Genomic DNA, 12,968 nt, shown 5'->3' on the forward strand with positions numbered 1-12,968 from the left:
AAACAAGCGGACGCAGTAAATCAAAGGTGAGAAAAAACTTCCTTTCAAACGGCAGCGGGCCGAAACCTTTTCCGGTTTCGGCCCGCCTCAGATTTCCGGACTGCCTATCCCGGAAATCCACTTTGTTTCTTCAGCTCTTATTCTGCCCGGCCTTCCTCTTGTCCTTCCACTTCTTCTTTCTTTTCAGCATCGGAATCTACGGGCATTTCTTGGGAAAACGCGGAAATCTCTGCATCTGCCTGTCGCAGCAGCGTGTCGAAACGCTCCAGCACCTTGGAGATCACGTAGACTGCCCGCACATAGCTGTAGCTTGCGTCCAGCTCAATTTTCCCGGGGTCTGTGCCGTTGCCTCCCAGATTCAGCTCCTCGTAGACCTGCTTTACCCCCTCCCGCGCCCAATTGGGAACGGAATCGATAGTGGGATACCTTTTCTCGTTTTCATCGTAAACCTGCTGTGCCAGCTTCAGAACCTCTTCCTTAGTCATATCATCGCCTCCCATCCCCTTGATAATCTCGGGATAATCCTTATAAGCGTAGTCCATGTCAAACTGCCGCCCGTTTAAAATACCGTTGTTCGTATATTGCCACATTCCATAGGGCTTGTCATACTCCAGCACGTCGTTCCACTGGGCGACCCATTTATCGAATGGATCAAGCCTGGGGCTGTTCAGCCGGGTTTCCATCCAGTTCAGGAAGGAATAAATGCCGCAGTAATAGCCCGCCTTTTCGATTTCCCTGCAGTAAGTGATACAGTTGTCGATAATTGTCTCTCCCGATGGCAGGGAGCTGTCCTCCACATCATACCACACGCCGTACAAAGGCGTTTTTCCCTGAAGCAGCCGCAGCGTATGGGCGGCTTCGCTTTTCGCCATATCCGTATTTTTGGCATAGGAATAGAGATAGACCCCATAGGGAATCCCCGCTGCCAGACATTTGCGGACATTGTTTTCGTATTGCGTATCATCCTGATTGGTATAATTGCTGCCGTAGCCGCAGCGGATGATTACAAAATCGATCTGTCCCTTGAGCGCGTCAATATTCACGTCGCCGTTGAACTCAGAGATATCGATTCCTCTTGTCGGTAAGCTCGCCATTGATTCAAAAAACCTCCCTTCTTGTCAGAACTTGGAAAAACCCGGAACGTCGTATAAATACAGGTCTCTCCAAACCATAGTATGAAAAAAATCGAAAGTTGTCCACAAAAGCTCTAAGCATTCCGGAACCGCGTTCCTCCGCCGCAGCCGGAGGGCAAAGCGTTGCAGCTTCTGCACTGCGGAAGTATTCTTTACTTTTTTCCATATCCTCGGTATAATGGGCGGTGAATGGCTTAGAGAAGGGGTATGAGAATGGAAGAAAACCGCATCGCAAAACTGCTCTCTCAGCAGGGGATCCCCCGCCTGCATACTACGCTGGGGGCGGTGCTGTTCCTGGCCTGGCCGGCTGTGGTGGAACAGATCATGATTACACTGGTACAGTATGTGGACACGGCCATGGTAGGCTCTTTGGGCTCTGCCGCCACCGCTGCCGTCGGCCTCACGGCCAGCACAACCTGGCTTTTCAACGGCTTCCTGAACGCTGCCTCCGTGGGCTTTTCTGTGCAGGTGGCCCAGCATCTGGGCGCAGGCCGCGAAACCGAAGCGAAAAAAGTCACCTGGCAGGCGCTTCGCTTCGTCGGGATTTTCGGCGCCGCCATAGGGCTTCTCGCCCTTGCGCTCTCCTTTCCCCTGCCAACCCTGCTGGGAGCGGAAGAATCCATCCGCGGGGATGCCTCTCTTTATTTCCGCATTATCGCGTGCGCCATGCCCTTTACCCTGGGCGCCAATATGCTCAGCGCCGCCATCCGCTGCGCAGGCGATACCCGTACCCCTATGATCCTCAACATCCTCATCAACCTTCTCAATATTTGTCTGAATTTTCTGTTTATCTATCCCTCCAGAAAGCTTACGCTGTTTGGACACGAGTGTTCCGTCTGGGGAGCGGGCTGGGGCGTGGGAGGCGCAGCCTTTGCCTCGGGCCTTTCCACTGCCGTTGTTTTCCTGTTGTTTGTGCTGGTGCTGTTCCGCAAACGTTCTCCCATCCGCATCAGCCTGAAGGAACGTTTTTCCTTTGAAAGAACCTGCCTTTCCGCAGTCTGGCGGCTTGGTCTGCCTGTAGCGTTGGAGCGCGCCACCGTCAGTGTGGCACAGATCATCATCACAGCGGTGATCACTGGGATCGGCACAACGGCTGTAGCGGCCAACCATCTGGCTGTGACAGCCGAATCCATCAGCTATTTGCCTGCCTACGGCGTGGCGGTAGCGGCCACCACTCTTGTGGGCCAAGCAGTGGGAGCGGGAAGGAAGGATCTGGCCAAACGCTTTGCCCGCCTGGTCACCTGGATCGGCATTCTGGTAATGACCTTTGGCGGCCTGCTGCTGTTCTGCCTGGCTCCTCAGCTGATCCGGATTTTCACCTCCGAATCCGAGGTCGTTGCCCTGGGCACCCAGGTCCTGCGCATCGTGGCCTTTGCGGAACCGCTGTTCGGCGCATCCATCGTCGCCTCCGGCGCCCTGCGAGGCGCCGGGGATTCCAAAGGGCCTTTCTTCATCAGCCTCGCAACCATGTGGGGCGTGCGTATCACCCTTTCCTTCCTGCTGGCAGGCAGCCTGGGGCTTAATGGTGTCTGGCTGGCTATGGCGGCAGAACTCTGTGTCCGCGGTCTCATCTTCATGGTCCGGCTATACCGGGGCCGCTGGCTGAACATTGACCTGTTTCAAACGAAAAAGTCGTAAAAAGCACTTTACAACAAGCCGCCGTTGTGCTAGAATAAGCGTGCTGTCTCAGAGCGGACAGCACATTTGGGCCTGTAGCTCAGCTGGGAGTGCGAGAGCAACATAACGCGGGCCCAAATCCCTACCCCAAAATTGGCATAAGGGCCTGTAGCTCAGCTGGGAGAGCGTTCGGTTCGCATCCGAGAGGTCAAGGGTTCGAATCCCTCCAGGTCCACCATCAAAAAAGCCGTGAAATCGCTGATTTCACGGCTTTTTTGTGTTTTTGGGCGTTTCCAGTTTCTTCCTGAAAAATGCAGAACTGTTGCCTTCGCCCCGCAGATCATTCGCATCCATCTGGCACGGAGAAAAAGTGAGAATTCAGGAGGAAACAGGAGTTTTTCAGAGAAACGCTTTTTGAGAGCCAACAACGCCATTTTGGGTGAAACCGAGCCGTTCGCATCCAAGCGGATACACCAAAACGATTCGCATTCCCTTTGTGAAAACCGATGAAGCTTGTCGGCAATCTGCTCAAAGAATGAAAATAAGATTTGTGGATCTGATTTTTATCGGAGCCACTTTCTTTTTATGAGGAGGAATATGTGATTCGCTGTGATTTGTCCTGGTGTGTTTGCAACCGATTATCACAGGCGGCAAATATACGTTCTGACGCAGACAGAAAATGTTAAAAAGCTGTCAGATATTGGCCAAAATTGATTTCAGCAAGACACGAGGGAAAATCTGTTTTATTCTAAAGTGAGTGATTTCCAAATCTGCAAGGCCTACAAGTTTTATGAATTAATGATTTATGAAATGTTATGCGGAACAGTATTTTGAAGCAAATTACGGAGTGACGGAATCAAGCTGTCTGATTTTCCAGAACCAACCGGATATTCCACTGAACTGTGCGACTGGCAAAGAGATATGGATTGAGGAGACTTGAGCGGATACCATATTTTCAAGTTCCAAGGAAAATATTCTCGGAACATCTTTTTAAAATGCTGCAGTTGTTCAACAGTATATGAGGATGAATAATCATGTTAATTGTAAGTATGTGTTTCGAAAGATATAATGTTTTTAAAAGGCCGGGCATGATTGTGAATTTGTCCCATCCGATCGGATGAAAGTTGTTTTCAGGAAATCAAACGCAGCGCAAAAATGCAGCAAAGAATGGAGGAAAATGAACATGGGGATTCAATTGGGAATTGTTGGCTACGGAGGAATGGGCGGATTTCATCACCGAAACGCTTCCAAAATTGAAGGGGTTCAGGTGGTAGGCGCTTACGACATTGACCCCGTGCGGGTACAGGTGGCGGAGGAAAGCGGGCTCAGGGGATTTTCGTCCCTGGAGGATTTGCTTGCGTGTGAGGACATCAACACTGTTCTGGTTGCCGTGCCGAACGACTGTCACATGGAGATCTGCATTGCCGCGTCGAATGCCGGCAAGCATGTCATCTGCGAGAAGCCTGCCGCTTTGAACGTGGACGAGCTGGATCAGATGATTGCCGCGGCTGGTCGCAACGGGAAACTCTTCACCGTACATCAGAACCGCCGTTGGGACAAGGACTTCCGGATCGTTAAGGATATCCTTGATTCCGGGGAACTGGGAAAGGTGTATTCCATCCAGTCCAGACTGCATGGATCCGGTGGAGTAATGTTCGGTTGGCGCGGTGAAAAGAAGCACGGCGGCGGCATGTTGTACGACTGGGGCGTTCACTTTATCGATCAGTTGATGTGGATGCTGGGATATGACAATTTCAGGAGCGTATTCTGCAAGACCAGCAATGTAAAAACTACGGAGGTGGAGGACTATTTCTTCCTCGTGTTTGATTTGGAGGATGGCAGTCACGTTCAAGTGGAGATAGGGACATTTGTACTCAAAGAGCTTCCAAGATGGCTTCTGCTTGGCGATGAGGCAACTGCCTATGTGAACGATTTTTCCAGAAGCGGCGGGATCATCCGGCTGGACAGCACAGTGGAGACAAAGTCTGAGATTATTATGACCTCGGCCGGTCCAACCAGGACGTTTGCGCCCAGGCCGGATAACGTGAAGCTTGAGAGTGAGCTTCCGGACGTGGAAGCCGATTGGTCGGAATACTACAAAAATGTGCGGGATGCGATCGACGGAAAAGCAGAGTTGATCGTACAGCCCTGGCAGGTGCGGAAAGTGCTGAAAACTATCGAAGCTGCATTCCGCTCCGCGGAAACAGGAGAACTTGTTTCTCTCAAAAATTAAATTTGTAAACTCAAATGAGAGCCGCCTAATGAAATTATCATCAGGCGGCTTTTCGTCTATGCTGTAAGAATGAAAAAACGAGGAAAATATAGGGCAATACCGCACAGAAAAGTAGGCGCGATACTGCCAGAAGTGATATAATAAGACCATGGATAAACAGATGACAATGTCTGCGCTTAGTGATGAGTTGGCGCAGGTACGGACAAAGAAGAAAGAATTTCCAGCCCAGATCGAGCGGATCGTCCCGTGGAAGGAATGGCTTACGCTGATCCAGCCGTGCTATTACAAAGGAGAGCGCGGCAATAAACCCTATCCACTGGAGACCATGCTGCGGTTGTATCTGCTGCAAAATCTGTATGACCTGAGTGATGAAGCAACAGCGGCGGAGGCAATCGACAGCCGGGCATTTTCAGATTTCTGCGGCGTTGATTCCAGCAATCAGGTGCCGAACGGAGATACCATTGGCCGCTTTCGGAACCTGCCGGTGAAGAATGGACTGCAGGAGAAACTGTTTGCACAAGTTGTTACCGCGCTCACTGAACAGGGCCTTATCCTGAAAAAGGGAACGATCGTAGATTCCACCATTATTTCCGCGCCGTCTTCCACCAAGAACAAGGAGAAAAAGCGGGATCCGGATGCACATCAGGTCAAGAAGGGCAACACATGGCACTTTGGCTATAAAGCCCATGTTGGGGTGGATAAGGACAGCGGACTGGTACACACAGTGGAGGCGACACCAGCTAATGTCCATGATGTGACGCAGACTTCATCCCTGCTGACCGGTGAGGAAGATGTCGTTTACGGCGACAGTGGCTATCTTGGAGCCGGGAACCGTGAGGACGCGATCGTTCGGAACAAATCCGGACGCAAGATCAAATACAAAATTAACCGACGTCCATCTCAATTAAAAAAGCTGAGCAAGAGCGGCCAGTATGCCGCAAAGAAAGCAGAACACGCAAAGTCTTCTGTTCGGGCAAAAGTAGAGCACGTATTCGGTGTCGTCAAGAAACAGCTGCAATTTCGAAAAACGCGATACCGAGGGCTCGAAAAGCAGCGAGCCAAATTCAATATCATGTTCGCATTGGCGAATCTGCTTCTGGCTGACAGGCCCTGCCTGGCGGCTTGAAGTTGTGCGCTCTCGCGAAGAAATGCGCCGGGAAGCCTATGGTTTCCTGCCTGATGGGTGATTCGACAGCGCTTGCCTCAGCAATTGTGCGGTGCTGCCATAGGACGATAGTCTTTCGAGAAAGGAAAACGATATGTCGTTGAGAAAAAAGCTGACATTGTCTATGCTCATGATTGCGGTGATCCCCGTGATGGTACTGGGAGGCTTTTATTATCAGTATTTCAGCGGGGTCCTTTTGAGCAACGTGCAGCAGCGGGAGCTGCAGAATAACAGCCAGATTATTTACAGCGTTGATAACTTTTTCAATTCAATCTTCAAGATTTCCGATTCCCTGCTAATGAATGAAGAGCTCATGGACATTCTGCAGAAAAGCTATGAGGAACAGAGTTCACCTCTCGAAGGATACCGCGACAAGGCACAGGTGGACAAGCTGCTTTACAAGGACGGCTATTACCTGGATGGCAGAATAGAGACTATCGCCATATTTCCGGGGAACAACAGCATGTTTTACTACTGCACAAAGGAAGACGTCAATCCGTCCTATGATATCCATGCGGAAGAGTGGTACGAAAAGATTGCCAGTAAAGAGGGGGCGAAAGTATTGGTGGGAGTGCACCAAAACCGTCTGGTGTACGCATTCTCCGACGCAGCCAGACCCTATTGCGTAACTGTCGGAAGATCGATTTACTCCCCATATGATTCCCAACTGCTTGGCACTATGCTAATCAACATTAACGTACACGATCTCCAGACCTGCTGGCCGGCTTTCAAGGAAGATTCGCAGGAGCGGTTTTACCTGCTGGATGACGAAAACAACGTTGTGTTCAGCAATCTGACGGAGGAGATTGGCAGTAAATTCTTTCAGGACGGCCTGGAAGACGGCATTTCTTCCTGCCGAATCGACGGGGAATTGTACGATACGATCGTCTCGGGCTCCAAAAGCCTGGGATGGAAAAGCGTCAAAATGATTCCACGCAGCCAGTTGGATCAAGAGATCGCCGTTGTTCCTTATATGACGCTCCTCCTCATGCTGATCCTTACGGTTCTGGCAGTTCTGGTTTCAATCTTTATTTCCAAAATCTCTACACGTCCGCTTCAGGAGCTTTATGTGAAGCTCCAGAGCTTTGAAGCGGAAAAAAGCGGGATTCCGCTCCCTGAAAATCAGGTGGAGATCAAAGGCCTTTCCCGCAGCTACCAGCACATGATCAACGAGATCAACGCCCTCACCATCAAAAACTACGAGACGCAGATCCAATTGCGCAGGGCAGAACTCATGGCGCTCCAATCCCAGATCAATCCCCATTTTATCTACAACACGCTCAATTCCATCAAGTGGATGGCGGATATGCAAGGATCCAAGCGTATGGTAACGGCGTTGGATTCCCTGATCAAGCTCATGCAGTTTTCCTCCAAAAACAGCCGGGAGGTCATCCGGATTCAGGACGAGATCGATCTGATCCGGGACTACATCAACCTGATCAACCTCAAATATTTCGACAGGATCTTTGTTGATGTCCATGTGGAGCCGGGCTTGGAAAACTACGAAACGCTGAAATTCCTTCTGCAACCGATCGTAGAGAATTCCATCTACCACGGTTTCAGCAGTATGATCCGGCAATGCACGGTGCAGATCAACATTACCCGAAAAGAAGACCGTATTCTGTATGAGGTGATCGACAATGGCAAAGGGATGAGCAAGGAGAAGATCCGACAGGCTCTGGAGGAAGATCACCCCCTCAACTCCCATTCGTTTAACAAGATCGGTCTTTATAATGTGAATAAGAGAATCCAGTATATTTTTGGAGAGGAGTACGGTATTCAAATCGACAGCGAACCCGGCAAGTACACGAGGGTGATTGTGGAAATTCCAGCCCGTATCTATAAGGAGGAGATGGCAAATGCGTAACATCGGGATCGCGATCATTGATGACGAGAGCCTGGTCCGGCTCGGAATCAAATCTTCTGTGGCGTGGGAAGAGTATGGCTATGAGATTGTAGGAGAAGCGGACAACGGGCAGACCGGCCTGGAGATGATCAGGGAAAAACACCCGGATATCGTCCTGCTCGACGTCTGTATGCCGGTGATGAACGGGATCGAAGTTCTGAAATCCCTGCAAAAGCTGAAGATTCAGTGCAAGGTTATTATCTTGAGCTGCCACGATGATTTCTGTTTTGTAAAAGAGGCAATGAAGAACGGTGCGTTCGATTACCTGAGAAAAAATGAGACCAACAGCGCGAACATCCTGACGGTTCTGGAGGAGGTACGGCACTCACTGTGCAAAAAGCAGGACGAGGGGCAGGGAGGCTGGGACAGTTACGCGCGTCATGTCTGCCTGCACCGTCTGATCACCGGCAGCAGCGAACCTGCTGAACGGCAGTTGCCTGTCAGTCAATTGCACATCCGGGAAGGAAACCTCTGCTGCATTGTGTTTGCAGTGCAGAATTACCAGAAAGTACAGGCCCGTTACGGAGAGGGACGCCCCTTCCCACTGGAACAAAGCGTTATCAACCTCACAGTGGAAGTGCTGCACCAGTGGACGCAGGAACTGGAAGTTTTTCTTCTGCAGGAAAACCGGTATGTTATCCTGCTGAGCAGTCAGAACAGTGTCAGCAGCACCCAGTGGGAGGAGAAAGCCTGCAGCCTGGTCCACGAACTCCACACCGTGTTCCAGAATTATCTGAATGCTGACACCTGCTACGGTGTCAGCAGCGCCGTCTCGAAATTCTCTGCATTGCCGGAGGCGTTCGAGCACGCGCGCTACTCTCTGCATCTTCACTATTTTCAGCCGGACAGGTTCCTTATCAAGGAGATGCGCAAGCCGGATCGGACGATGAGCCGCCCGGAAGTCAAGGAATGCCTTGGCGATATCAATATCTGTGTGTTGCAGAAGCAATACACGCAAATCTTTTCCCGATTTTATGCTTTCATCCAGTGGCTGCAGCAGCACCACAGGGAGAACCTGGACGTTATGGGGGTGCAGAACTTTTTCTCCAATATGGTGCGCTTCCTTCTCCTGCAGGAGGGAAAGGCGCCGGAAGAAACGGTGGAAAAGCTTCAGGCCTGCGAAACCGTGGAGGAAGCGCAGCGTTTCCTTGAGGACTTCCAAAAGGGGTTGAAGACAGGAGAGCCGGCTCTTGACCAGAAAAACTACCTGATTCGCGAGGCGGCGGATTATATCCGGCAGAATTTGAGCCGCGGCGACATCTCGCTCGATGAGATCGCCGACCACCTGATGATCAGTAAGTCTTATCTCTGCCGCCTGTTCCAAAAAAACCTGGGGATTTCCGTGCAGCAGTACATCTACCACACCCGGATTGAACAGGCGAAGGAGTACCTGAACGACTTCCGGCTGAAAATCTACGAGGTGGCAGAGCTTACCGGCTTCAACAGCTCCACCCATTTTAATATCGTCTTTAAAAAGATTATGCGGTGCACTCCGGCAGAGTACAGGAACGGCCTGAAGCAGTGAGGGAAAGGTCAATATGAATAAATAAAGTTCAAGATCCTCCGCGGGTTTAAGCTTTGTGTACTAAAATTGTTCAATATCCTGATATTTTCTTCAACAGCGTTTATGGAAAATAGTGAACAGATTCTCTATAATATAAGTAACCTAATTCGGGAAAACAGACAAAATGGAGGGAAGAGAGAAACCGGTTTTCAAAAAAAATTGAAGGAAGATAACCGAATGTACAAGAAATTACTTGCGTTGTGTTTGGCGGCGCTTTTGACAGCGTCCGCGGCAGGGTGCTCCCAGGGCACAGAGGGCAGCAGCGCCCCAGCGGAAGGCGGCAGCGCCCCGGCAGGGGACGCCGCCCCCAGCGGAGAAGTGGTAACCATCCGCATGGGCGGCTGGGGCAACTTCGAGGATGAGCACGCGCCCGGCACCGTGGGCATGGAGGAGGCCATCGGCGTTAAGATAGAATTCCAGAAATACCCCACCGACGCGGACTTCTGGAACAACCTCCCCGCCCAGATCGCGGCCAAGACGGCCCCCGACTTTATTTCCCTGACCAACGAGCTGTACCTTCCGTACATTAACGACGGCCTGGTGGTTCCCCTTACCTCCTATGTGGAGGACGGCACCATCAGCTGCTGGGACTCCATCGCACAGAACCTGAAGGATATCTGGGAGATCGACGGCGAGATTTACGGCATCCCCACCCACCAGTCCCCCGCGGTGTTCGCCATCAATATGAACCTGTGGAACGAGGCTGGCCTGACAGAGGACGACTTCCCGGAGACCTGGGACGATGTGCTGGCGATCTGCCAGGTGTTCAAGGACCAGCTGGGGATGACCGGCCTGTGCCTGAACACCCAGGAGTTCCACTTTACCCAGTACGCCCTCTCCTTCGGCGGCGGCTGGGGCCTGGGCAAGACCATCAACACCCCCGAGAACGCCGCGGCCCTGCAGTTCCTTATCGACGCCTACCACCAGGGCTATGTGGTTACCCCGAAGGAGCTGGGCGTGAGCTATGACGGCTCCGTGCTCATGACAAACGACGCGGCCATGTCCACCGGCGGCACCTGGTATATCAACGACTTTGCCAAGAACGCGCCGGATGTGGAGGTCCGCTACATCAAGATCCCCCACGCGGAAGGCCACGAGGACGCTTCCGGCACCTTCCACGCCCCCGCCTACGCCATCCTGAAGGGCGGCGCCCACGAGAAAGAGACCGCCATGGCCATCAATTATTTGATGAATGACGCTCGTTACGAGGCCATCATTGACCTGGGCTATATCCCAGTGGATGAGAAATTCTTCGACGAGTTCCGGGAGAAGCAGCCGGCGCTGGCCGACCAGATAGAAGCTCTCCCTCTTTCCAACGGCTTCGGCTACCCCCCCTCCGGCAAAATGTTTGCCGACGCGCTGATCTCCAAAATGGAGGAAGCCCTTTTCAACCCTGACTCCACCGTAACCGGCGCTCAGATTGTGGAAGAACTCCAGGCGGAGTATGGCGAGTAAAGGGCACCAAAGAGGAATAAAAACGAAAGAATGAGATTGTCGGTGCCCCCTGGCGGCCAACGGCTGTCAGGGGGCATAATCAAAGGAGGGATTATGGGGATGACGACTGAGAATACAGGCGGCGGAGGAAAAAAGCACAGTAAGCTGCGCAGGCAAGAGGCAGTGGCAGGCTGGCTTTTTGTGCTGCCCGCGGTAATCTTCTGGCTTGTTTGGTTTTTGTACCCGGCGGTAAAGGCTATCTCTATCAGCTTCTTCCGGTACAACTACGCCACGCCGGAGACTAACGCCTTTATCGGGATGGAAAACTACATCCGCCTGTTTCAGGATCCCAAATTTTTTGAGGCCATGCAGCACAGCTTCCTCATGGTGCTTGTCATTGTGCCGCTGCAGTCCCTTTTTGCCTTTTCCATTGCGGTCCTGCTCAATGGGAAAATCCGGTTTAAAGGGTTCTTCCGCTCCAGCTGCTACATACCCTACGTGATTTCGTCAATGGCGGTTACCATCTTTTTCATGTACTTCTTCATCAAGGATGGGCCCGCGACCAAATTCTTTACCCTTTTTGGCTTTGAAAATGTAAGCTGGTTTGCCAACGTGAAGTACGCGCTCCCCTTCCTCATCATCCTTTACGTGTGGCAGTAGGTGGGCTTTTACGTGGTGATCTTCATCGGCGGCCTGCAGGAGATCCCGGCAGAGCTGTACGAGGCGGCCAAGGTAGACGGGGCCGGCCCCTGGCAGCGGCTCATCCGCATTACGGTGCCGCTTTTGAAAAACACCACCTACCTGGTTTTGACCTTTGGCATGATCAACGCGTTCCAGGTTTTTGACCAGATAGCGGCCATGTCCAAGCAGTCCCCGCTGGGTTCCCCTTCGGGCGCCACCAGCACGCTGGTCACCTTTTTGTACCAGCAGTCCTTCAGCTACATGGACATGGGCTACGGCAGCGCCGCCGCGGTGATCCTTTTCCTCATCATCTTTTCCTTGTCCACCGTGCGGGAAATTTTAGGAAGGAGGTCGGAATAAATGAGAACGCGGGGAAGCGTAGTCGGAAAGGTGCTCACCTATTTCTTCCTGGCCCTTTTGGCTTTGATCTTTTTGGTTCCTGTGTTTTACGTCATGTACAATTCGCTGCTGCCAAAGCGGTACATCGGCTCCTTTGTGCCGCCCTCCGTCTGGAGCCTGGACAACTACAAGGAGCTCTTTGCGGATTTCCCCATCATGGGGTGGTATAAGAATACGGCCATTTCCACCCTGGCGGTGGTGCTGGGCAACATTGTCTTCACGCCCATGGCGGGCTACGGCCTGGCCAGGCTCAGGTTCCCGGGCAAAAAGGTAATTTTTGTCTGCCTCATGCTCTCCATGATGATCCCGGGCCAGCTGGTGCTATTACCCCAGTATATTATGATGGCCCAGATGGGGCTGGTTGACACGCTTGCCGCCATTATCATCCCCTACCTGTCCCAGTCCATGTTTATCTTTATGGCCAGGCAGTTCTTCTACGGAATCCCTGAGGAGCTGGAGGAGGCGGCGCGCATCGACGGCCTGGGCCGGTTCGGCACCTATGTGCGCATTGTGCTGCCCATTTCTGGCGTGCTCATCGCCACCATAGCGATTTTCAATTTTACCGGCACCTGGAACTCTTACCTGGTTCCCTCCACCTTCATCTCCACCCTGGAGAAGTTCGTGCTGGTGGTGGGGCTGCAAACGGTGAACAACGAGCATTTCCAGCAGGAAAATCTCACTCTGGCCGGCGTGTTCCTCTTGTCCTTCCCTGTCATCATCTTCTTCATGTTTACCCAGAAGTTCTTCGTGCAGGGAATCGCCACATCCGGCATCAAGAGCTGAACCCAGGCCCGGGAACAGGTTTCCCGGCATTACAATACTGACACAATGGAGGA

At 52.1% G+C, this 12,968-nt stretch carries 10 protein-coding genes and 1 tRNA gene; 10 read left to right on the top strand and 1 reads right to left on the bottom strand.

Going from position 1 to position 12,968, the window contains the following annotated elements; all coding sequences use genetic code 11:
- Positions 1 to 137: 137 nt before the first annotated feature.
- Positions 138 to 1,094 (bottom strand): glycoside hydrolase family 25 protein, encoded by a 957-nt coding sequence (locus BN3911_RS08310; protein ID WP_066863939.1) that lies wholly within the window; start codon positions 1,092 to 1,094, stop codon positions 138 to 140.
- Between the two features lie 252 nt (positions 1,095 to 1,346).
- On the opposite strand from BN3911_RS08310, the gene BN3911_RS08315 reads away from it, so the two are divergent.
- The 10 genes from BN3911_RS08315 (at position 1,347) to BN3911_RS08355 (ending at position 12,915) form a co-directional block, all read left to right on the top strand.
- Positions 1,347 to 2,771, top strand: coding sequence for an MATE family efflux transporter (locus tag BN3911_RS08315; protein WP_187127710.1), 1,425 nt, complete (start codon positions 1,347 to 1,349; stop codon positions 2,769 to 2,771).
- A gap of 141 nt (positions 2,772 to 2,912) precedes the next feature.
- Positions 2,913 to 2,988 (top strand) — tRNA-Ala (locus tag BN3911_RS08320).
- 945 nt (positions 2,989 to 3,933) lie between these two features.
- Complete coding sequence (locus BN3911_RS08325; RefSeq protein ID WP_066863945.1) at positions 3,934 to 4,983, top strand: Gfo/Idh/MocA family protein; 1,050 nt, start codon at positions 3,934 to 3,936, stop codon at positions 4,981 to 4,983.
- Positions 4,984 to 5,143: 160 nt separating this feature from the next.
- Positions 5,144 to 6,109, top strand: coding sequence for an IS5 family transposase (locus tag BN3911_RS08330; protein WP_082942206.1), 966 nt, complete (start codon positions 5,144 to 5,146; stop codon positions 6,107 to 6,109).
- A 133-nt stretch (positions 6,110 to 6,242) separates the two neighbouring features.
- Positions 6,243 to 8,015 (top strand): cache domain-containing sensor histidine kinase, encoded by a 1,773-nt coding sequence (locus BN3911_RS08335; protein ID WP_066863951.1) that lies wholly within the window; start codon positions 6,243 to 6,245, stop codon positions 8,013 to 8,015.
- Positions 8,008 to 9,579, top strand: coding sequence for a response regulator (locus BN3911_RS08340; protein WP_066863954.1), 1,572 nt, complete (start codon positions 8,008 to 8,010; stop codon positions 9,577 to 9,579). The genes BN3911_RS08335 and BN3911_RS08340 overlap by 8 nt, the downstream gene beginning before the upstream one ends.
- Positions 9,580 to 9,795: 216 nt before the next feature.
- Entirely contained in the window at positions 9,796 to 11,073 is a 1,278-nt protein-coding gene (locus tag BN3911_RS08345; protein ID WP_066863957.1) for an ABC transporter substrate-binding protein, read from the top strand.
- Between the two features lie 99 nt (positions 11,074 to 11,172).
- The gene (locus tag BN3911_RS17565) at positions 11,173 to 11,712 is read left to right on the top strand and encodes a carbohydrate ABC transporter permease (RefSeq protein ID WP_242871094.1); all 540 of its coding nucleotides are present in this window, start codon (positions 11,173 to 11,175) and stop codon (positions 11,710 to 11,712) included.
- Positions 11,713 to 11,724: 12 nt separating this feature from the next.
- On the top strand, positions 11,725 to 12,093 hold the full coding sequence (locus BN3911_RS17570) for a carbohydrate ABC transporter permease (protein ID WP_242871095.1): 369 nt from the start codon (positions 11,725 to 11,727) through the stop codon (positions 12,091 to 12,093).
- Positions 12,094 to 12,915: a carbohydrate ABC transporter permease gene (locus BN3911_RS08355; RefSeq protein WP_066863961.1), complete on the top strand. Its 822-nt coding sequence runs from the start codon at positions 12,094 to 12,096 to the stop codon at positions 12,913 to 12,915.
- Positions 12,916 to 12,968 lie beyond the last annotated feature (53 nt).

Origin of the sequence: Neglectibacter timonensis (assembly GCF_900048895.1) — a bacterium.
GTDB lineage: Bacteria > Bacillota > Clostridia > Oscillospirales > Acutalibacteraceae > Acutalibacter > Acutalibacter timonensis.